Below are 21,714 nucleotides of genomic sequence, written 5' to 3'. Positions count from 1 at the left end.
TGTTCTGTTTCAGCTAACAAAAATAATTATTTAAATCTGATTGGTTTCTATTCTTTTTGAGCTTTCAATCTTATATCTTTGTTAAACTTACGTGCTAACAATATGAATACAACATCAATAAAAATAACCTCTGAGAAACTCAACTTACAAGAATGTTACGATTTTGTAGCTGATCCTTCTTGTGGTGGAATTGCTGTTTTTGTGGGTACTGTAAGAAATGCTACTCAAAACAAAGAGGTTACCCAACTTGATTTTTCTACTTACAAGCCTATGGCAATTAAAGAAATGCAAAAAATTGCAGATGCTGCCTTAGAAAAATTTGGAGTCACAAAGATTGCCATTCATCACGCTGAAGGTTTGTTAACTATTGGTGATGTTCCTGTAATTATTACTGTTTCTTCTCCACATAGAAAAGCTGCTTTTGATGCTTGCCAGTATGCTATTGACACTTTAAAAAAAACGGTTCCTATTTGGAAGAAAGAATTTTTTGAAGATGGTGAAGTTTGGGTAAATGCACATCCTTAAAAATACTATATTTGGAAAAGATCTCATTTCAAACAAAGCAAAACGAATGTGGTAAGTGAAACCTTTTCTCTTCCTTTGTTTGAAAGAATAGTCTTAATTAGGGGCATTAGCTCAGTTGGCTAGAGCGTTTGACTGGCAGTCAAAAGGTCATCGGTTCGACTCCGATATGCTCCACTTTCTAATTTTATCTTCTAATTATGATTGAGTTTACTACCGCTACTAACCAAACCGATTTGCTTCAGATATTGGATTTGCAGCGACAAAACTTGCCTGAAGAATTATCAGAAACCGATAAAAAAGAACAAGGTTTTGTTACCGTTCGTCATGATTTAGAAATACTACAAAAAATGAACGATGTGCACCCGCATATCATTGCTAAGAATAACGGTAAAGTTATTGGCTATGCTTTATCAATGTCTAAAATTTTCAGAAACGACATTCCTATTCTCATCCCAATGTTTGATGAAATAGACACAACTTCAAAAGGAGCTAAACCCTATATTTTAATGGGACAAGTCTGTATAGACAAAAACTTTCGTGGAAAAGGTATTTTTAGAGGTTTGTATGCCAAAATGAAGAAGGAATTTACAGGAATATATGATTGTATTATTACTGAAATAGACGAAAAAAATACTAGATCTATCAACGCGCATAAAGCTATCGGTTTTAAAACTTTAAGAACCTATACGAGTAATAACCAAGATTGGGAAATTGTTTATTTAGCTATCTAGTATGGTAAATTAACTGGTTCAACAAAACTTATTGCTGGATTGTACAACTCTGTTAATACGGCTTTTATTTCGGTCATAAATTCCTCTAATTTTTCTTCTGTAATGGCATTATCAGGTTTTCGATAGTTGGATGAGAAATTCATTTGTAAAAAACCACTTTTTAAGTTTTTAAACGAAATGATTCCTGCTGCTAATGGTTTCTCAAAATTAAACTGAGTGTGTTGGGTATACAGAAAAGCATACAACATTACCTGAATCGCTTTATGATATTTTAAATCACGTATGGCTTCAAAATCGAGTACTTTTAAGTTTGTACTATCCACCATTCCTGTTTTATAGTCGATAATTCTGGTAACACCGTTCAATTCATCAATACGATCGACAATTCCTTTAATTTTTATCGGAAAATTAATTCCCTCAATCATAATTTCTGAAGACAGTTCTTGCTCAGTGGCGATAATTTTTAGTTGATTATTTTCATCTTTCAACAATTGCTTTTCTTTAGCTAAAAAATTCTCTACGAAACGATTGGCTACCTCAAAAATCAATCTGTTTTTACCCGTGGTTAAATCTCCATTTTTAAAATGCTTCGAAAAATAAAATGTAATGAGCTCTTTGGTTTTTTTCAACATTCCATCAATATCATTCACTTGTAAAAACTTCCCTATAAAAGGTTTGTACAACTCTTCTAAAGTATCATGTACTACTGTTCCCATCGTATTTGCAGCGACCGTTTCTTCCACATCTTCTAGCTCATTTATTTTTAAAATTTTCTGCTTATAAAATGCAATCGGATTGTATAAATAATTAGTTAGGGCAGAAGGAGATATTCCTTTTTGAGCCAACTCTTGCAAACGTTCTAAGACCTTATCATCTTTTTGAATTTCTTTTAACTGCACAGGTGATGTTACTACTTTCGGACTTATAATTTTTTCTGTAATATTATCTCGCATCATTTCTAACTGCGTTACAAAACGGCTTTTCTCTCCACTTCCAAACACATCATGCTCTGTATTATACAAAATGTAAATATTTTTTGCACGTTGTAGTAATCTAAAAAAGTGGTACGAGAAAAGTGCATCTTTTTCTCTATAGGTTGGCAATCCAAACTCTATTTTTACATCAAAAGGGATGAATGTGTTTTGTTGATGATTTCCTGGTAAAACGCCTTCATTTACTGAAGTGATGATTACATTTTCAAAATCTAACACACGGGTTTCTAACACTCCCATCAGCTGTAATCCCTGTAAAGGTTCTCCTTGAAATGATAAACTTTCCGACTGTATTAACTGCCTAAAAAATTGATGTAAGGTTTTTAAATCTTGTACATAACCAAACTCGTTATGTAAATTTTGTAACTGGGTAAATGCCGTATAAAAACGGAATAAGTATTCCTTTTCTAACTCGTTAGCATTCTCTTTCAACAAGTTGATTAACTCTATAATTCTGTTTAAAAACTCACTAATCGACGAAAATGGATTGAAAACAACAGCTATTCTTTCTTTAACCACCTCACTAACTGGCGAAAGAAATGTTTTTATTTCTTCTTGATTAATAAAGGTATTGTTCTCTTTAGCCACTGTTTCAGAAAGTACATCTGATATATTAGTTTGTTCATCAACCTGTAATAATCTATAAATAGTAGCATCTTTTACTAACCGAACTACATCTTTATGATAAAAAAGATTGCTTTCTGTTTTTTCTAACTTTTCTTGATTTAGAAATAACTGAAAAATGGCAAAAATCAAACTCGTTGTTGGAACATCTTTTAACGGATATCCCATTGTAATATTAATAGCATTTACATTTTTAGGTAACGAGTTCAAAGTAATTGGCAATAATGTTTCATCTGCCAAAACCAACGCTGTATTATTATAATTGGGAAGTTTTTCTAAAATTTCTCCAGCATACTTTATCTGCGTAATATTTTTTGAGGCTCCAATTACTTCAATATGTTTCTCTTTTGAAAAATATTCTTTAATGGTTTGAATTGGATACTGCTGATAGTATTTCCATTGGGTTTTATATTTCCTTAAAAAACTCCCTGCTTGATGTTGACTTTCATAAAATGTTTGATCAATATCCCAATAAGCTTCTGCATTTCCATTCAATAAGAACTGTTCAAACAGCAATTCCTCCGCAGCATTTAACGCATTAAATCCTATAAAAAAGTATTTCTTTTGTTGATTTTTACTAATGAAATCTGCTACTTTTTTAGTTGACTCTCGATATAAAACTCCCTGATATCCAATATTATTTTCGAGCAAAAACTGATAAAAAGCATCGTAATATTTGTTCAGCTTTTCCATGAAAGCAAAATGATCTTTCATCAATTCAGTTTCTTTAAACTCCCCTTTTACAGACCATTTTCGTAAGCGGTGGATATCTCTTAAATACACAAAAATCTCCCGCGAGTTGATTAAATGCTGGTCGATTTCATTATAATCCTGCAAAAGCGTGAATGCCCACGATGAAAACACATCAAACGAATCTGGGTTTTCTTCTTGCTCTTTGTAAATGGTATAAAAATGGAAAAGGAGTTGAACAACATCTATCTTTTTCATTTCAGAAATTTCTTCAACAAAATCACCAATATTGATAATCTCAGGTAAAAAACCTGCTGAAATTTTGTTCTTAAACGTTTCTTTTACAAAAACTCCTGCTCTTTGTGAGGGTAGTATAAACACTACATTCTCAAATGATTTAGTGTTTTGTAAAATAGTATCTAACGTTTCTGAAATAAAAGACTGCATACCTTAGTTTTCTAGTAAGCAAAGTACAATTTTTATCCTATTTTTGAGAGTACAAACAGCGTATATTCATGAATACAACGAATACTTTAAAAGTAGCTATGATTCAATCGGATTTAGTTTGGGAAAATCCGACAGCAAACAGGAATCAATTTGAAGCGAAAATCAACTCCTTAGCTGAGGATATCGATGTAATTGTTTTACCTGAAATGTTTACCACTGGCTTTACTATGAATGCTTCAGCTGTTGCCGAAACTATGGAAGGTGAAACAGTGCAATGGCTACAAAATTTAGCTCAAAAAAAATCTACAGCTATTACTGGTAGCATTGTTGTTTGTGAAAATGACCATTTTTACAATCGTTTGTTATTTGTGCATCCTTCAGGAAAAATAGACTCGTACGATAAAAAACATACGTTTACACTAGCGGGTGAACATGAGGTTTTTTCTGCAGGAACTGAAAGAATTGTAATTGACTATAAAGGATGGAAAATTTGCCCATTAATTTGTTATGATTTGCGCTTTCCTATATGGGCTAGAAATACTGAAAACTATGATTTATTGCTATATGTGGCGAGTTGGCCTAAACCGCGTATTGAAGCTTGGGATAGTTTATTAAAAGCGCGTGCTATTGAAAATATGAGCTATACAATTGGTGCAAATAGAGTAGGTGTAGATGCTAATGAATACGAGTATACAGGAAATACGGTTTGTTACGATACCTTAGGAAATTGTTTGGTCAAAAACAACCAAGGAACTGAAGAAATATTGATTGTTGAATTAGATAAAGATGAACAAATAAGAGCTCGTAATCGTTTTCAATTTTTGGATGATAGAGACACATTTATATTAAAATAAAAAAGCAACCTAATAGGTTGCTTTTTCACTTTTATGCAGGAATCATCCATTTAAAATTGAACTTCGTATCAGGTACTACGATACGTTCAGTAATTCGATACATCCTGTCTGGTAATTTCATTAAGTAATCACGTGCTTTTTCTGCTTCTGGAGTTAAATTGGTAATCTTATCAATTTCCCATGTCGTATTTAATTTTTTCAAAATATCTACATAATCAAAACCAGTATATACTCCTACTCTTTGTGCTACTGTTGAAAAATCATCAAACAGGCTTCCTTTTTCACCAAAAGATTCTCTTAAATGCATTGCAGGCATTACTATTTTGTGTTTCATCATGTGTTGAAAAGCCAACATCATTTCACTTGGATCAATCTTAAAAATTTCTTTGACAAATTCTGTATATGCCATGTGATGACGCATTTCATCTCCAGCAATGATTTTAGACATTTTAGCCAACGCTTTGTGCCCTTGTTTTTTTGCAATTTTAGCTACGTTATTGTGTGAAATATACGTTGCTAACTCCTGAAAACTTGTGTATATAAAGTTTTTATACGGATCGGTAGCGGTACCTATGTCAAATCCGTCAGCTATTAAATGCTGTGTAGATACTTCTACCTCGCGCATATTTACCCTTCCTGAAAGATATAAGTATTTGTTTAACACATCTCCGTGGCGGTTTTCTTCCGCAGTCCAAGCACGAACCCATTTTGCCCAACCATTATCTGGTTGTTGTGTTACTCCATCTAAGTCTAATAACCATGACTCATACGTTGGTAAAGCTTCTTCGGTAATAGTATCTCCTACTAAAACCACCCAAAAGTCATCATCAAGTTCTTTTGAAAGTTCTTGAATTTCTTTTACTTCATCAATAAAAGAATCTTGTTGTGAATTGGGTAAAAAATCGGTTGGTTGCCAAATTTTTTCAATTGGCATTAAGAATTTGTCTACAAAACTGTCAATGTTTTTTTCCAGCGTTTGCATTACTTCCTTTCTAATGTTTTGTATCGACATAATTTAAGGGTTTATATTTATTGTTGTTTGTTTTGTTTAGTATATGGCAGACTTTACAGCTGCTTCTGTTTTTGCTATTAACTCATCAAACGGTAAACTATTTACTTTTATAGGTTCGTGAGTTTGGATCTTTATAGGACTTCCTATTCCTAACGGAAATTTTCCGTATTTAAATACTTTCCAAGAATTATTAATTGATAAAGGTACCACATAAGCTTCTGGATTGTATTTGACAATCATTTTAAGCCCGTTTACAGAGAATGCCTTTGGTTTTCCTGTTCTACTTCTAGTTCCTTCTGGAAAAATAGCTGCAGACCAGTTATTTTCATTAATTCTCTTAGCAAACTTTCCTAATTCAGATAAGGCTTGTTTTGGGTCTTTTCTATCAATTAAAGCAGCTCCTCCGTATTTTAAATTGAAGGAAATGCTAGGAATTCCTTTTCCTAACTCTTTTTTTGATACAAATTTTGGGTAGTGTCTTCTAAGATACCAAATAATTGGCGGAATATCAAATGTACTTTGATGATTTGCTACAAAAATTAAGGTTGTATTTTCTGGTAAGTTGTGTTTGTTTTCAAATTGAACTCGAATTCCTAAAATCAATAATGATTTAACAAGAAACCAATTCATGAAATTTACTACGTTTTGGTGCCCTTCTTGACCAAAAAGTTTTAATCCGATCCATTGTATTGGATGGAAAATTAATAATAAAGAAAAAAACACCAATGCAAAGATTGATGAGAGGATATAACTTAAAATCTTCATTCTATTTAGTTGTTTTGTTGTTTGCTAGTTTTGTTTTTTAAGAGTAAAATGTTATTTAGAAAACATACCGATTTCATTCTTAAAACTTTACTAGTGCGCAAAAATAGAAAATCCCGCGGAAGCGGGACTATAATTTTATCTTAAAACCAGTTGCTCCAAGGAATTCTTGAGAGAATTAGTAGTAAAGCTAATCCGTAAAAGATAGCAAAGGTTTTAAACTTAGCTTCACTTTTTACTTGTTTTTTGTGTTTAGACCATCCAATTGTAATTAACACAATAGCAATAATCATCATTAATGGATGCTCCACAGCTAGTAATCTTGCCGCTGACTCTTTCATTACTTCGCCTCCATTAGCTTTTAAAGCTTTATACCAAGGAGACATAAAATACCATCCTAAACCAATTAATAATTGAATATGAGCTGTTATTAACGTGAATAACCCTAATCGAAACTCTTTATGGGTAAATTCTTTTTTTTGTACTAATCCTATAATAGCATTTACAACCGTAAATATTAAAACTGCTAATACAACGTATGCCCAATAAGAGTGTAATGTTTTCATCATGATTTTTTAAGTTTTGTCTGTGTAAAAATACTGAATTTTCTGCATAAAAAAACCACCTCTAATGAGGTGGTTTTTAAAATTATTTTTAATTTGTAATTTAGAACTGATACTTTAATGATAAGTTCCAAGTTCTACCAAAACCAAACCAAACTTGGTTTCTAGTATCAATCCCTTTATAAGTACTCACAGTTGTTACTGGATTTACTTGTGGATCTGTATCATCTGTATAAATACTTGAACTAGCTTCCGCTATATACTCTGTATCAAATAAATTATTAACATTAACTCTAAAACTTAAACTACTATCATTATCAAAGTTTAGTTTATAACCTGCACCTATATCAAATAAGTTATAACTAGGTAACTCTAAAGCGCCTCTATTATTTGGTGATAAAAATGCTGCATCGTTAGCCCAATTTCTTGTGTCTAATTGAAAAGAGAAGTCAGAGTACAATTGTGCTGCGTATCTCCAGTCTGCACTAAAATCAAAATTACTCGTAATATCATAATTTAAACCTAATGTAGCTGTTGTTTGTGCTGCATCTCCAACTTTTGTCCCGTCTATATATAAAGTAGCTGAGTCTACTAATGTTTGACTACTATCAAACACACTAGCCGTTACATCATCTTTATATTCCCAATTACCCACACTAACCATACCTTTTAATCTCATTCTATCAAAAGGTCTAATAGTATACTCTAACTCTATACCAGAATGAACTTGTTTAAGCCCGCTAAAAGTTGCTGTTCCATCATCTACTGCATCTGTTCCTCTAATTGTTCTCGAGATAAAACGATCTGCCCAAGTAGTGTTATATAAGTTTAAATTAACATCAATAAACTCAGATTTAAAGCCGTAACCTAACTCAAAAGAAGTGATAGTCTCGTTTTCTGCATCTTCGTTAATATTGTTAGAAAAATTAGGAAAAACAGCATCAAAGAAAGGTTGTCTTTTAATTAAACCTGAATTAAAAAATACGTTATGAGCATCATTAATGTTATAGTTTAAACCTCCTTTTACATATCCTCCTGTTTTAGATTCTGTATCACTTACTACATTATTAATTTGATCAAAATAATCAATTCGTGTATAAGTTTGTTTTGATAAACCAAATTGTACTACGGCAGATAAGTTATCATTATTATCATACTCTACTAAACCATTAGCTCCATACCAATTCACTTCTCCTACGTTGTAATAATCAATTTTAGCTCCTCCCAAACCAGAGTCATTAAATGGTGAAGCTTTAATAGTTTCTGTTTGAATAACCCCTGTATCTAAGTTTTTATTTCCTGTACTATAGTAACCATCTAATCCTAATAAGTCATTCAATACTCTATAATGGAATCCTTCATATGATCTTACATCAACACCTAAACCAAAAGTCCAGTCATTTAATTCGTATTTTAAATTAGATATTGCTCCGTACCAGTTATGAGAGTTCATCGAAGCTCTTCTAATAGCAACATTACTATTTACTCCATCTTCACTATAACCATTTGAACCTATAATTAATCCTTGGTACGCTCCTCTTCCTGTATCACCAGTATATGGATTACCTGCTCTGTTATTAGCAACAACAGCGTCAAAATCAATAGTCCCATCAGTTTTTCTATATGGTAAGTTACCATCAGCAATTGCTTCTGTTAGGTCTTTTCTAAATGGGTTAATTCCAAAGTTTGAACCTCTTGATCCAGTTCCTCCACCACGTCCCCAAGAACCATAAACAGAAGTTGATAACGATAAATTATCATTAATATTCCAATCCCAGTTTAAAGTAGCTATTGGTTTGTTATAAAAATTTCTTCTGAAAGAATACTCTTCACCATTCAAAGTACCCCAATCTGCATTAAACCTTCTAAAATCTTTTCCTCCATAATTCATAAAATCTCTTATGGATAAACTTGTTGATCTTTGATTATGCCATTGAGCAGCTCCTGTAAAAGTAAAATTAAAAGCATGTTGTTCAGATGGCTTGTAACCTAAAGAAAATAAATATGTATATCCTTCTCCTTCTGTTCCATCAACATATCCGTCTCCTTGCCACCTTCCTATTAAAACGCTAGTAGCCCAACCTTTTTCATTAACACCTGTGTTGTATGATAAAGTTGTTTTATAATATCCGTCATTTCCAAAGCTAGAAGCTAAAGCTCCTCCTTCATTATTATCTGTTGATTTTGTTACAATTGTCATAGTACCTCCAACAGAAGGAACAGCTAATTTAGAAGCTCCTAAACCTCTTTGAATTTGAATCCCTGAAGCTACATCTGATAAACCTTGCCAATTTGACCAATAAACACTACCGTTTTCCATATCGTTTACTGGCTGACCATTAATTATTACAGCTGTATTTACTTGACCAAAACCTCGTACTCTTAATGTTCCATCTCCATAACCTCCTCCAGTTTTTGTTGCATAAACAGAAGGTGTAGTATTTAAAATTTCTGGAAATTCTTGATTTCCTAATTTTGCTTGAATTTCTGAAGCTCTAATAGTGGACGCAGCTACAGGCGTTTTTCTTTCTTGTACTAAATCAATAACTCCTTTACCAACAATTACAATTTCATCTAAAGTATTAGATGGCTGTAAAGCAATAGTTCCTAAATCAGAAGTTCCAGAAAAAGATACTTCTTTGTTAGTATACCCAACAAACGATACTACTACTGCTCCTGTGTTTGAGCTAGCGTTTAGTATAAATTTTCCATCAAAATCAGTAGCTGATCCGTTTGTAGTTCCTTTAACTACAACGTTAGCCCCTGGTAATGGTTCCCCCATTTCGTCAACTACTTTACCAGTAAGTTTTGTTTGACCTAAAACCGTAGCTGTTGCAAAAAACAGTGCTACAAGTAATACATTTTTAAATGTTTTCATTTTTTAATCTAATTGTTATTAAATGCAGGTGCAAATATCCTGCTTTTACACATGTCTAGTATTAACTTAATGTTAAGTTTTAACAAGAAATTAAGACATTACAATTTAATAAAAACACAAAACGAAACTGATTAACAGTTAATTACACCTTAAAAGAGTTGTTAACAAAATCTAACTATAAGTTAAAGAAATAAAAACGAATACGATTGATTGAAGTTTAATCGTTGGTTAGGTTCTTTTGAGCTAATTCTTTTCCTAATTCCACTCCAAACTGATCATATGAAAAGATATTCCATATTACTCCTTGAGTAAAAATTTTATGTTCATAAATAGCTAATAACATTCCCAAAGTATACGGAGATAACTTATTGAATAAAATAGAGTTACTTGGGTGGTTTCCTTTAAAAACTTTATATGGTAAAAGCTTATTTATTTGATTTGTTTGATTATTTAATTTCAACTCTAAATGAGCTTCTTCTTTTGTTCTTCCGAATGCTAACGCATCTTGTTGAGCAAAATAATTTGCCATCAATTTCTCATGATGATCTTCTAAATCATATAATGGTTCTCTAAAACCTATAAAGTCTGCTGGAATTAATTTCGTACCATGATGTAGTAACTGCATGAACGCATGTTGAGAATTTACTCCTGTTCCTCCCCAAATAATAGTTCCTGTTTGGTAATCAACCTCTTCTCCATTTCTGTCAACATTTTTACCATTGCTTTCCATTATAGCTTGTTGCAAGTGCTCTGGAAATTTTACTAAATATTGACTATAAGGAAGTACTAATTCTGTTTCAGCGTCAAAAAAATTATTATACCAAATACTTAGCAAAGCTAGTAAAACTGGAATATTTTTATCAAAATCAGTTATTCTAAAATGTTCGTCTACGGTTTCTGCTCCTTTTAATAATTCTTTAAAATTATCAAAACCAATAGATAAGCAAATTGACAAACCTACAGCAGACCACAGAGAAAATCTACCTCCAACCCAATCCCACATCGGAAATACATTTTTCTTGTCTATTCCAAAACTATCAACAGCTTTCATATTACATGATACAGCTACAAAGTGTTTAGAAATATCAAAAACTGTGGCTGATTTTAAAAACCAATCTCGTATTGTATTTGCATTATTTATAGTTTCTTGAGTTGTAAAACTTTTTGAAACAACTATAAATAAAGTAGTTTCAGGATTTACTTTTTTTAAAACTTCTGCTACATGATCACCATCAATATTAGATACAAAGTGTGTGTTTAACCTATTTTTATAAAATTGAAGTGCATCTACCACCATGTTAGGTCCTAAATCAGAACCACCAACACCAATATTAACAATATCTGTAATAGGTTTTCCTGTAAAACCTTTCCATTTTCCTGAAATAACCTTATTACTAAAGGCTTTCATTTTACGTAAAGCCGTTTGTATTTTAGGCTTTACATCTTTTTCTTCTACTAAAACTGGAGTATCAGAACTACTTCTTAAAGCTGTATGTAACACCGCTCTATTTTCAGTAACGTTAATTTTATCTCCTGAAAAATATTTTTCTATGGCATCTTTTAACTCTACTTCTTTAGCCAATGAAACCAATAATTCTATCGTTTCCTTAGTAATTCTATTTTTAGAAAAATCAACTTGCAATTCATCTATAGAAATAGAAAACTCTTCTTTTCTGTCCTTGTTTTTAAGAAACAATTCTTTCAACTCATACTCTTTTGCTTGCTGAAAATGTTTTGTTAGTTTTTCCCAAGCAACAGTTTCAGTTGGCTTTATATTTAGTAAAGGCATAGTTAATTCGTAGCTAATATTTCTTTTTCTTTAAATGAAAGAGGTTCTGGTTGAGGAAATTGTATACTGTCTAATTGTCTCTTCAGTGGTTTTATAAACTCAAAATAAGTAGGTTTTATCTCTGCGGCTAAAGGTTCAGCCGAAGGAAGCTTTTCCCTAAACGGATCTACTTGTCTACCATTTTTCCAGAAACGATAACATACATGCGGGCCACTCGTATTTCCTGTCATACCTACCCAACCTATTATATCTCCTTGTTTTACGTAATCTCCAACGCGCACATTACGTCTTTTCATGTGCAAATATTGCGTTGTATAGGTACTATTATGTTTTATTTTAACATAGTTTCCATTACCCCCTCTCCTAGCAGACTCTACAACTGTTCCACTAGCTGTGGTCATAATTTCTGTTCCATATCTAGCTGCAAAATCAGTTCCTTTGTGAGCTCTTACTTTATTACCATATAACTTAATTCTTCTTCTTAAATTATAACGTGAAGAAATTCGGTATTGAAATTTAATTGGAGATTTTAAAAAAGCTCGACGCAACATATTTCCATCTTGATCATAATACTCAGGGATTTTCTTAATTGAATCTGCTATAAACTTATAGGCATACAAATCCTCTCCTCCATGACTAAAAACAGCTGCTTTTACTTCTCCATAACCTACAAAAACAGTATCATTTATAAATTTTTCTTCATAAATCAATTTGAACTTATCTCCTCTTTGTAATCGATAGAAGTCTAATGTCCATGCATAAATATCTGCAACCGTATTCGTAAGTGTTGGTTTTAATTGTAAACTATCCATCGTAACCGAAAGATTTGAATAAATTTCACCTGCTATTTCTTTCTCAACTGTTTTAATTTTCTTTCTGTATTTATATGCAGAAATTATAGAATCTTTAAAATCAATGATTGTAGCTTCTACTCTGTTGTGTTTATAAATAAAAACTTTGGCTTGTTCTAAGGTATCTTTAGATGCTAAAATTGTGTATGCTCTTCCTGATCGAACTCGTCTTACATCAAAAGTATCTTTAATTTTTGTAGCTATTTCATTTATCTTCGGATAAATCACACGATGTCTATCCATAATTACTCCAAAACTCTCACCTTCCTTAATCGTATCGTTAATAACAGTAAAATTATCTAAATTAAAACCATAAGCTATAACTGGTTCTGGTTCTTTTATTTCAACTGGTTCTGGTATAACGACTTTCTTTTCTTCTTTACAAGAAAATAGAAGAAGCGTGATAATAAATGGAATGATTATTTTTTTCAAAAAAAGCTGCTTTAAATTTGAGTTTATGCGCAAAAGTACAAATAAATAGTATTTTTTCTTACACTTTAACAATTCATAAACAGCATATATTACTTTTTTAATCTACAACAATTTCAAAAGGGTTTGCCAAACCTTTATAAGCATCTAAATCAGCACGTAAAGATCCAACAGCTAAGGAAGCCCTCATTTTTATAGGTATTTTATTATCGTCTGCTGAAATCCATATAGTTACACTCTCTTTTTCTTTAAATACTCTACCTGCCTGAACTAAGGGTCTGAACTTTTGGGTTTTTACTTTACCAAACTTTGTTTTAACTGTTTCGTGCCCTAAAAATCGTAATTTGAATGGATAGCTTTTATTATCAAAAAACATATCAAGCTTAATTTCTTCTCCTTTTTTCATATTTTCTGTATTATGACTTCTTAAGAAATAAAAGGTAGATATCATATCTTGAGGAGATTTTACTGAAATCAATGTATCTTTTTGTTTCAAAAAATCTTGAACGTAAGCCGTATTTTTTTTGTGATTAAAAGTTATATGACGATTCTTTTTATGCCCTCCTTCATCTATTTTTCTTTTAAATAAATAAGGTTGAACTTTATCAATTCCAAAATAACTTTCATACTTGTCTTCCACCTTAAAAAACCAACTAATAACGCCCGTTGTTTTACCTGTTCCTACAGCATGAAGCACCTTTTTATTGTTTAAGTTCTTCTCTTTTAATTGTAAAACAGCTGTTCCTGCTTTTAAAAACCCACTATAACTCATATCAAATCTAAGCCATTCACCACTTTTATATGCTGTTGGGTTTTCTTGCGCAAAAAAACTTTGTGCGATAATCAAAAACGTAAAAAATAATATTCTTTTTCTCATAATGTTCAAACTTATGAAATTTGATAAACAATTACTATTCCAAAAATCAAAAAAGCTGTTTAATAGAACATTAAACAGCTTTTATTTTATTGTTATTCTGGTTAAAAAGTACCCCAGTTTTTTAATTCTTCTTCACTCCATAGGTATGGGAAAAAAATTCTTCTCTGATATTTAGGATGTAAATATTTACGCCAGTTACTACCACCAGTAGCTTCTACATCACCCTCTTCACCTCCAAGATATTTACCGGCTGCATTGTAATGAGCCATTACCCATTTTACATTTACGGTATAATCGTAATGACGCATTGCTTTGATTAGCTCTTCATTTTCTTGAACATCATCAGGTAGTTGTTTGAATTTTTTTGAAAGGTTACAATCATTATAGTCTTCCATAAAATCTATAAATTCACCCATATACTTTTTCTCAAACAAATTTAATAAAGTTGTTTTTTGACCTGTTGTATAGTTCTTTCCTGCTGCTTGCCAATACAAGTGATCATAAGCATTTTTAAATGATGAATTTCTATCAATCGTGTCTCTATAACGAGCATCTATCAAATTGATAAGATCAGTAGAAGCAAATTCGATCTTACGATATTGTGCACTTTGAAAACCACTTGCAGGTGTTAGCGTATTTCGGAACTTTAAGTATTGTTCTACATCCATACCATCACCCATAACCGTAAACGAACTACATAACATATCGAAATAACGACTGATACGCATTAAGTGTTTTGAAAACTTTTCTGCTGTAATTTCTTCTGTTTTTGCCACTTGGTCAATTTCCCACAAAATCATTTTAAACAACAATTCATTTACTTGATGATACATGATAAAAACCATTTCATCAGGTAATGTTGTTCTTGGAATTTGTAGTCCTAATAATGCATCTGTTTGTATATAATCCCAATAAGTTATTGGTTCACTCCAAAGTAATCCTTCTAGCATTGCTTCAACAGGAACACCTAACTTATCGTATTTTTCTTCTATTGCTTTTAATATTTCTTCTTTACTCATTTTGGATATTCTTTTATAATTAATTTAAATTCACTTTACAACAAAGTAAACTTATGAGAAAGGAGATTTTATATGTAAATACCTGTCCATCGTATAAAACAAAACCAAGAAACAAGGCATTAATTGTCTTGAATCTCGGTTTTTAATTTGCTTTTCTTATAACTACTATTTTATAACGTTCCTCTTAATTCTTGCTCTCTTTCGATTGATTCGAACAACGCTTTAAAGTTTCCTGCTCCGAAACCACGAGCTCCCATACGTTGAATAATTTCAAAGAACAACGTAGGACGATCTTCTACTGGTTTTGTAAAAATTTGTAATAAGTACCCTTCTTCATCAGCATCAATCATAATTCCTAATGATTTTAGCTTTTCTATATCTTCTCTTAATTCATGACTAAACTCTTCCAATCTTCCAGGAACTGCTTTGTAATATTCTTCTGGTGGAGTTGATAAAAATTCTACTCCTTGAGATCTTAATTGACTTACTGTTTTTATAATATCATCAGTAGCAACAGCAATGTGTTGCACTCCTGCTCCTTCATAAAAATCTAAATATTCTTCAATTTGAGAACGTTTTTTTCCTTCAGCTGGCTCGTTAATTGGGAATTTGATCCTTCCGTTTCCGTTAGACATAACTTTACTCATTAAAGCAGAATATTCAGTATGAATTTGTTTATCATCAAATGATAAAAAGTTTTCAAATCCCATTACATCTTCATACCATTTTACCCAAACATCCATTTGATTCCAACCTACATTACCAACCATATGATCGATATATTTTAATCCTGCTGTTGGTGGATTATAATCTGATTCCCATTTTTGGAAACCTGGTAAAAATGTTCCGTTGTAATTTTTACGCTCTACAAACATATGAACTGTTTCTCCATAAGTGTAAATTCCCGCTCTTACAACTTCTCCGTGCTCATCTGTTTCAACAGTTGGTTCCATATATGATTTTGCTCCTCTTGAAGTTGTTTCTTCGTAAGCTTTTCTTGCATCTTCAACCCAAAGCGCTACTACTTTAACTCCATCACCATGTTTTACAATATGCTCATTAATTGGTGACTTACTGTTTAAAGGTGTAGTTAGTACTAATCGGATTTTATCCTGTACTAATACATAACTTACTTCTTCTTTTGAACCGGTTTCAAGTCCTTTATACGCCAACGATTGAAATCCGAATGCTGTTTTATAAAAATGTGCTGCTTGTTTTGCATTTCCTACATAAAACTCTACATAATCTGTTCCTAAAAGTGGTAAGAAGTCTTGTGCTCCTTCAAATATTTTTTCTAAACCGTAGTTTACTGATTTTATTTCTTTTGACATGTTTCTCTATTTTGAAAAATTAATAATTAGTTAATTTGAAAATTGAATAAACACATTTTCAAATTATCACATTGATACTTTGAACTATTCTAACCAAGATTTGTAATAATCTTCATCTGCTATTTTCATAGCTTCTTCGGTTACTTTTAATGGCTTAAAAGTGTCAACCATTACTGCTAGTTCTTCAGTTACAGTTTCACCTATACTTCTTTCAGCAGCTCCTGGATGTGGTCCGTGAGGAATTCCTGCTGGGTGTAACGAAATGTGTCCTGGAGCAATATCGTTTCTACTCATAAAGTCTCCATCAACATAATATAACACTTCATCAGAATCAATATTACTGTGGTTGTATGGTGCTGGAATAGCTTGTGGATGATAATCGTATAACCTTGGCACAAAACTACAAATTACAAAAGCATCTGTTTCAAACGTTTGATGTACTGGTGGCGGTTGGTGTATACGTCCTGTTATTGGTTCAAAATCATGAATTGAAAATGCATATGGGTAGTTATATCCATCGTATCCAACAACATCAAAAGGATGTGTTGCATATACCATTTCAATAATTTCATCTTGTTTTTTTACATTGATAACAAAATCGCCTTTTTCGTTATGAGTTTCTAACTCTTCTGGTCTGCGAATATCACGCTCACAAAATGGTGAATGTTCTAATAATTGACCAAACCAGTTACGGTATCTTTTTGGAGTATATACCGGACGATAAGATTCAACGATAAATAACCTGTTATCTTCTGTATCAAAATCCAATTTATAAATTACTCCACGAGGAATTACTAAGTAATCTCCGTATTTGAAATCTAAATTACCTAACATTGTACGTAATTTCCCCGTTCCTTTATGGATGAAAATTACCTCATCAGCATCAGTATTCTTATAAAAATAATCTTTAGTAGATTCTTTTGGGGCCGATAAAATGATATTACAATCAGAATTGGTAAGAACTACTTTTCTACTTTTTAAGTAGTCATTTTCTGGTGGAACTTGAAATCCTCTGAAGCGATACGATTGAATATTGTTTTCTTTTGCTACTTTAGGCGCAATAGAGTATTGCTTGCGAATTTCTTTGACCATTGTTGGTCTGTATTCATGATAACTGTTGGTAGACATTCCGTCAAAACCAATCGTACCAAATAATTGTTCGTAATATAAACTTCCGTCTTCCTTACGAAACTGTATATGTCGTTTATGTGGAATTTTTCCTAATTTATGATAAAAAGGCATATGTTCTAATTTAATAGGTTAATGTAATAACGCAACAACTAATAAATTGTCGCATTCAGCAATTGTGTAATAATTACATTAAAACAATCACTCTGGATTGCGCTTTATCATAAACTTTAAATGAGCTAAAAGACCTAGCCAATACATTTATTTTTAGAGATTTAGTTGTTGCCCAACAAATATAAGAAAAGTAAGGCTGAAATACTAACTCTCAGGAGCTAATTCTACTTCTAAACCATCTAAATCTGGTGTCATTTGTATTTGACAACCCAATCGGCTATTGTCTTCTACATAAAAAGCCTCTGCTAACATTGCTTCTTCATCATCTCCCATTTCTGGCAATTCGTGATCTGATTTTACATAGCATTGACATGATGCACACATTGCCATTCCTCCACAAATACCAATGGTTCCTTCAGGAGCTAATTCGTACGAGCGAACTACTTCCATTAAGTTCATAGCCATATCTGTTGGTGCTTGTACCTCGTGCGTTACTCCATCACGGTCGGTAATTTTTATCGTAATATCTTGTTCCATTTTACAAGTTCATTTTTTTTCGAAGTGTTTTTGCTCTTTTATCTTCTCCATCATGTGTCCAACCTGGTGAATTGAATATATAATTGAGTTTATCACTCCATTTATCTGCTCTTTTTACATCATTCCAAATTGCGGCATATTCATGGGTTGCCACTTTTACTGGATTAAACGTTTCAATGTTTACGGTTAATCCATATACAGGTTTATCAACTTCTTTTAATTCTTCAGAAAAAGTACCAAACATACGATCCCAAATAATTAAAATTCCTGCATGATTACAATCTAAGTAACGAATATTAGATGCGTGGTGCACTCGGTGATGTGATGGTGTATTAAAAATAAATTCAATTGGTTTTGGTAGCTTGTCAACCAATTCTGTATGCACAAAAAACTGATAAATTAAACTGATTCCCATCATGGTAAACATCATTAAAGGATCAAATCCTAATAACGGAATCCACATCCAAAAGAAAAATTTATGAATACGTTCACCCACGCCTTGACGCAGTGCTGTTCCTAAATTCATATGTACCGATGAATGATGTGGTACATGACCTGCCCAGAACAAACGTACTTCATGATTTAATCGGTGAAACCAGTAATAGGCAAAATCATCGGCAAGTAATAATAAAATCCACGCCCACCATTGGCGTTGTACAACACCTTTTAACGGACTGATTTCATATAAATAGAAAAAAGCTACAAAAGCTAAAATTTTTGGGATAAATTCAACAATTGCAGAAAACACCATCATCAACATTGATACTCCAGTATCTTTACCATGGTATTTTTCTTTTGCTATTCGGTATTCCACGAACATAGAAATGAAAAATACAGGTAAGGCAAAGTACAATAATTTGTCTTCTGATAGCTGTTGTATGTATTCTGTTAGTGTCAATTTTAATTAATCGCTTTTACCACTGCTTTAGGCGCTTCTTTTCTAGTACCATCAAATCCATCAACTCCACCAACTGTAGTATATTTCATTACATATTTTTTGTCTGGATGAATTCGTTGAAAAGCACTTTGACACATTAAGGTTGCTTCATGAAATCCACATAAAATTAACTTTAATTTTCCAGGGTATGTATTCACATCACCTATTGCATAAATTCCTTCTACATTTGTTTGGTAGTCTAAAGCGTTATTTACTTTTATGGCATTTTTTTCTATTTCTAATCCCCAATTGGCTATTGGCCCTAATTTTGGAGATAATCCAAACAATGGAATAAAATGATCACATGCTAAAGTAAATGGCTCTTTATCTTTTTGCTCCACTACAACACCTTCTACCTTACCTTCACCAACAATTCCTGTTACTTCTGCGGGTGTAATTAGCATTAGTTTTCCTTCATTCTTTAATTCTTGTACTTTATCAACAGAGTCTAAAGCTCCACGGAACTCATTTCTTCTGTGAATTAAAGTTACAGATTTTGCTACATCGGTTAAGAAGATAGACCAATCTAAAGCAGAATCTCCACCTCCAGCAATTACCACATCCTTATCACGGTACAACTCAGGTTCTTTAATCATGTACTCTACCCCCTTATCTTCATAATTAGCAATATTAGGAATCGGTGGTTTACGAGGCTCAAAACTTCCTAAGCCTCCCGCAATTGCTACTACTGGTGCTTGGTGTTTTGTTCCTTTATTGGTGGTTACGATAAACGTTCCGTCATCTTGCTTTTCAATAGTATCTGCACGTTCACCCAAAGTAAATCCTGGTTCAAATTGTTTAATTTGTTCCATCAATTTATCGGTTAAGTCACCAGCTAAAATCTCTGGATATGCTGGGATATCGTAAATAGGTTTCTTTGGATAAATTTCTGAACACTGCCCACCTGGTTGTGGTAATGCATCAATTAAATGACAACGTAATTTTAATAATCCTGCTTCAAAAACCGTGAATAATCCTGTTGGTCCTGCTCCAATAATTAATATGTCTGTTTGTATCATTTTAGTTACAAATTGTCTTTTTATATTGACAATTCCTGCCTTGGTATCTAAGACAGGAATGTTTTATGTATTAGTAATTGAGTGACTTGTTTGAACTCTCTCACTTTTTTAAAACCAAAAAGCTAATGACGAAAGTATATTCGAACACCCAAAATTACAGTAAAAATTCAGCTTAAAACCTGACTTTTATCAGTTAAGCTACGTTTATTACCTCTTTAATTTCTGGCGCGTATTTTTTTATGGTTGCTTCCACTCCATTTTTTAAGGTCATCTGGTTAACAGAACAACCACTACAAGCACCTTCTAACTGTACTTTTACTGTATCATCTTCAATTGATAACAACTTTATGTTACCTCCATCACTTACTAAAAAAGGTCGAATTTCTTCCAACGCTTTCTCTACATTATTTCTTATGTCTGCTGTTGCCATAATACTTATTTTGTGCTACAACCACTCATGGTAGTAATTCGTACTACTTCTGTTGGTGGTAAGTTTGCATTTCTTTTTAATAGTTGCGAAACCATTTCTTTAGTTACTTCTGTAAAAGCATCTGCTAGTGGTGTATTTTCTTGTAAAGCTACTGGGTGTCCAACATCTCCTGCTTCACGTATGCTTTGTACTAATGGTATTTCTCCTAAGAAACTTGTTTCAATATCTTCGGCTAAATTTTTAGCACCTCCTTCTCCAAAAATATAATATTTATTGTTAGGAAGTTCTGCTGGTGTAAAATACGCCATATTTTCTACGATACCTAATACAGGTACATTGATACTTTCTTGTTTAAACATTGCTACTCCTTTTTTAGCATCTGCTAAGGCAATGTTTTGCGGTGTACTTACTACAACTGCCCCGTTAATTGGTACTGCTTGTACTATTGATAAATGTACATCTCCTGTTCCTGGAGGTAAGTCGATTAATAAAAAATCTAACTCTCCCCAATCTGCATCAAAGATTAATTGATTTAATGCTTTTGAAGCCATTGGCCCACGCCAAATTACTGCCTGACTTGGATCGGTAAAGAAACCTAGTGATAATAATTTTACTCCGTAACTTTCAATCGGCTTCATTTTTGAGCGTCCATTTACGTTTACCGCTAATGGCTTTTCTCTTTCTACATCAAACATTAAGTGCTGTGATGGTCCATAAACATCGGCATCTAACACTCCTACTTTGAATCCCATTTTTGCTAATGAAACAGCCATGTTTGAGGTAATGGTAGATTTTCCTACTCCACCTTTTCCCGAAGCTATAGCAATAATGTTTTGAATGTTAGGAATTTCTTTTCCTCTAATTTGATTTGGGTTTTCTTTTTGTTGAACTTCCACCTTCACATTCACTTTTACATCAATCTTCTGATCAACGTGTTCATGAATCGCTTTCATGATCTCAACTTCAACTTTCTTTTTGGCTTGTAATGATGGATTCGAAATTGTTACATCAACAATTACCTCATTACCAAAACTCACAACGTTAGTTACATTCTCGTTTTCAATTAAGCTTTTACCTTCTCCAGGTGCTGTAATTGTTTCTAACGCTTTGTATATATCTTGTTTTTTAAAACTCATGTTATGCTATATGCTTTAAGTAGCTAATAATAAACCCTC

At 32.4% G+C, this 21,714-nt stretch carries 19 protein-coding genes and 1 tRNA gene; 4 read left to right on the top strand and 16 right to left on the bottom strand.

What is annotated here, in order from left to right; translation table 11 throughout:
* The first annotated feature begins 102 nt into the window (after positions 1-102).
* The 3 genes from C8N26_RS03225 (at position 103) to C8N26_RS03215 (ending at position 1,256) form a co-directional block, all read left to right on the top strand.
* Entirely contained in the window at positions 103-525 is a 423-nt protein-coding gene (locus tag C8N26_RS03225) for a molybdenum cofactor biosynthesis protein MoaE (RefSeq protein WP_120185977.1), read from the top strand.
* A 100-nt stretch (positions 526-625) separates the two neighbouring features.
* A tRNA-Ala gene (locus C8N26_RS03220) sits at positions 626-699 on the top strand.
* A 23-nt stretch (positions 700-722) separates the two neighbouring features.
* Entirely contained in the window at positions 723-1,256 is a 534-nt protein-coding gene (locus tag C8N26_RS03215) for a GNAT family N-acetyltransferase (protein ID WP_120185976.1), read from the top strand.
* Here the strand turns inward: C8N26_RS03215 and C8N26_RS03210 are convergent.
* Positions 1,253-4,009, bottom strand: a complete 2,757-nt coding sequence (locus C8N26_RS03210; protein ID WP_120185975.1) for a PD-(D/E)XK nuclease family protein — start codon at positions 4,007-4,009, stop codon at positions 1,253-1,255. The genes C8N26_RS03215 and C8N26_RS03210 overlap by 4 nt on opposite strands.
* A 68-nt stretch (positions 4,010-4,077) precedes the next feature.
* Between C8N26_RS03210 and C8N26_RS03205 the strand changes: the two genes are divergently transcribed.
* Positions 4,078-4,863 (top strand): amidohydrolase, encoded by a 786-nt coding sequence (locus C8N26_RS03205; RefSeq protein WP_120185974.1) that lies wholly within the window; start codon positions 4,078-4,080, stop codon positions 4,861-4,863.
* A gap of 31 nt (positions 4,864-4,894) precedes the next feature.
* Here C8N26_RS03205 and C8N26_RS03200 read toward each other — a convergent pair whose 3' ends face one another.
* The 15 genes from C8N26_RS03200 to C8N26_RS03130 all read right to left on the bottom strand — a co-directional run bounded on the left by C8N26_RS03200 (position 4,895) and on the right by C8N26_RS03130 (position 21,675).
* A complete protein-coding gene (locus C8N26_RS03200; RefSeq protein ID WP_120185973.1) occupies positions 4,895-5,875 on the bottom strand; it encodes an acyl-ACP desaturase in 981 nt (326 codons plus the stop codon).
* Positions 5,876-5,911: 36 nt separating this feature from the next.
* Positions 5,912-6,640 (bottom strand): lysophospholipid acyltransferase family protein, encoded by a 729-nt coding sequence (locus tag C8N26_RS03195; protein ID WP_120185972.1) that lies wholly within the window; start codon positions 6,638-6,640, stop codon positions 5,912-5,914.
* A 140-nt stretch (positions 6,641-6,780) separates the two neighbouring features.
* Positions 6,781-7,203, bottom strand: a complete 423-nt coding sequence (locus tag C8N26_RS03190) for a hypothetical protein (protein WP_120186089.1) — start codon at positions 7,201-7,203, stop codon at positions 6,781-6,783.
* 100 nt (positions 7,204-7,303) lie between these two features.
* Positions 7,304-10,078, bottom strand: a complete 2,775-nt coding sequence (locus tag C8N26_RS03185) for a TonB-dependent receptor (protein ID WP_120185971.1) — start codon at positions 10,076-10,078, stop codon at positions 7,304-7,306.
* A gap of 217 nt (positions 10,079-10,295) precedes the next feature.
* Complete coding sequence (gene pgi / locus C8N26_RS03180) at positions 10,296-11,867, bottom strand: glucose-6-phosphate isomerase (RefSeq protein WP_120185970.1); 1,572 nt, start codon at positions 11,865-11,867, stop codon at positions 10,296-10,298.
* Between the two features lie 2 nt (positions 11,868-11,869).
* Positions 11,870-13,150, bottom strand: coding sequence for a peptidoglycan DD-metalloendopeptidase family protein (locus tag C8N26_RS03175; protein WP_211327780.1), 1,281 nt, complete (start codon positions 13,148-13,150; stop codon positions 11,870-11,872).
* Between the two features lie 97 nt (positions 13,151-13,247).
* Positions 13,248-14,024 (bottom strand): DUF3108 domain-containing protein, encoded by a 777-nt coding sequence (locus tag C8N26_RS03170; RefSeq protein WP_120185969.1) that lies wholly within the window; start codon positions 14,022-14,024, stop codon positions 13,248-13,250.
* A gap of 101 nt (positions 14,025-14,125) precedes the next feature.
* Positions 14,126-15,043: a tryptophan 2,3-dioxygenase family protein gene (locus C8N26_RS03165; protein WP_028891720.1), complete on the bottom strand. Its 918-nt coding sequence runs from the start codon at positions 15,041-15,043 to the stop codon at positions 14,126-14,128.
* Positions 15,044-15,213: 170 nt separating this feature from the next.
* Positions 15,214-16,374 carry a 4-hydroxyphenylpyruvate dioxygenase gene (hppD, locus tag C8N26_RS03160; protein ID WP_028891719.1) on the bottom strand — a complete coding sequence of 387 codons (1,161 nt, stop codon included), beginning with the start codon at positions 16,372-16,374 and terminating at the stop codon, positions 15,214-15,216.
* 84 nt (positions 16,375-16,458) lie between these two features.
* The gene (locus tag C8N26_RS03155) at positions 16,459-17,616 is read right to left on the bottom strand and encodes a homogentisate 1,2-dioxygenase (protein ID WP_120185968.1); all 1,158 of its coding nucleotides are present in this window, start codon (positions 17,614-17,616) and stop codon (positions 16,459-16,461) included.
* Between the two features lie 204 nt (positions 17,617-17,820).
* Positions 17,821-18,153 (bottom strand): 2Fe-2S iron-sulfur cluster-binding family protein, encoded by a 333-nt coding sequence (locus C8N26_RS03150; protein ID WP_120185967.1) that lies wholly within the window; start codon positions 18,151-18,153, stop codon positions 17,821-17,823.
* Position 18,154: 1 nt separating this feature from the next.
* On the bottom strand, positions 18,155-19,051 hold the full coding sequence (locus tag C8N26_RS03145) for a sterol desaturase family protein (RefSeq protein ID WP_051435861.1): 897 nt from the start codon (positions 19,049-19,051) through the stop codon (positions 18,155-18,157).
* Positions 19,052-19,053: 2 nt separating this feature from the next.
* The gene (locus C8N26_RS03140) at positions 19,054-20,109 is read right to left on the bottom strand and encodes an NAD(P)/FAD-dependent oxidoreductase (protein ID WP_120185966.1); all 1,056 of its coding nucleotides are present in this window, start codon (positions 20,107-20,109) and stop codon (positions 19,054-19,056) included.
* A gap of 193 nt (positions 20,110-20,302) precedes the next feature.
* Positions 20,303-20,539, bottom strand: coding sequence for a NifU family protein (locus tag C8N26_RS03135; RefSeq protein WP_028891714.1), 237 nt, complete (start codon positions 20,537-20,539; stop codon positions 20,303-20,305).
* A 5-nt stretch (positions 20,540-20,544) separates the two neighbouring features.
* Entirely contained in the window at positions 20,545-21,675 is a 1,131-nt protein-coding gene (locus C8N26_RS03130) for an Mrp/NBP35 family ATP-binding protein (protein ID WP_120185965.1), read from the bottom strand.
* Positions 21,676-21,714: the final 39 nt, after the last annotated feature.

Source organism: Tenacibaculum lutimaris (genome assembly GCF_003610735.1).
Lineage (GTDB): Bacteria > Bacteroidota > Bacteroidia > Flavobacteriales > Flavobacteriaceae > Polaribacter > Polaribacter lutimaris.
Note: the sequence above shows the minus strand (reverse complement) of the source record. Positions and strands in the feature narration are given on the sequence as shown.

Bases quoted from the DNA above. Each gene is read 5' to 3' on its own strand.
- C8N26_RS03225 (WP_120185977.1), top strand. From the start codon at position 103: ATGAATACAACATCAATAAAAATAACCTCTGAGAAACTCAACTTACAA.
- C8N26_RS03215 (WP_120185976.1), top strand. From the start codon at position 723: ATGATTGAGTTTACTACCGCTACTAACCAAACCGATTTGCTTCAGATA.
- C8N26_RS03210 (WP_120185975.1), bottom strand. From the start codon at position 4,009: ATGCAGTCTTTTATTTCAGAAACGTTAGATACTATTTTACAAAACACT.
- C8N26_RS03205 (WP_120185974.1), top strand. From the start codon at position 4,078: ATGAATACAACGAATACTTTAAAAGTAGCTATGATTCAATCGGATTTA.
- C8N26_RS03200 (WP_120185973.1), bottom strand. From the start codon at position 5,875: ATGTCGATACAAAACATTAGAAAGGAAGTAATGCAAACGCTGGAAAAA.
- C8N26_RS03195 (WP_120185972.1), bottom strand. From the start codon at position 6,640: ATGAAGATTTTAAGTTATATCCTCTCATCAATCTTTGCATTGGTGTTT.
- C8N26_RS03190 (WP_120186089.1), bottom strand. From the start codon at position 7,203: ATGAAAACATTACACTCTTATTGGGCATACGTTGTATTAGCAGTTTTA.
- C8N26_RS03185 (WP_120185971.1), bottom strand. From the start codon at position 10,078: ATGAAAACATTTAAAAATGTATTACTTGTAGCACTGTTTTTTGCAACA.
- pgi (WP_120185970.1), bottom strand. From the start codon at position 11,867: ATGCCTTTACTAAATATAAAGCCAACTGAAACTGTTGCTTGGGAAAAA.
- C8N26_RS03170 (WP_120185969.1), bottom strand. From the start codon at position 14,024: ATGAGAAAAAGAATATTATTTTTTACGTTTTTGATTATCGCACAAAGT.
- C8N26_RS03165 (WP_028891720.1), bottom strand. From the start codon at position 15,043: ATGAGTAAAGAAGAAATATTAAAAGCAATAGAAGAAAAATACGATAAG.
- hppD (WP_028891719.1), bottom strand. From the start codon at position 16,374: ATGTCAAAAGAAATAAAATCAGTAAACTACGGTTTAGAAAAAATATTT.
- C8N26_RS03155 (WP_120185968.1), bottom strand. From the start codon at position 17,616: ATGCCTTTTTATCATAAATTAGGAAAAATTCCACATAAACGACATATA.
- C8N26_RS03150 (WP_120185967.1), bottom strand. From the start codon at position 18,153: ATGGAACAAGATATTACGATAAAAATTACCGACCGTGATGGAGTAACG.
- C8N26_RS03140 (WP_120185966.1), bottom strand. From the start codon at position 20,109: ATGATACAAACAGACATATTAATTATTGGAGCAGGACCAACAGGATTA.
- C8N26_RS03135 (WP_028891714.1), bottom strand. From the start codon at position 20,539: ATGGCAACAGCAGACATAAGAAATAATGTAGAGAAAGCGTTGGAAGAA.
- C8N26_RS03130 (WP_120185965.1), bottom strand. From the start codon at position 21,675: ATGAGTTTTAAAAAACAAGATATATACAAAGCGTTAGAAACAATTACA.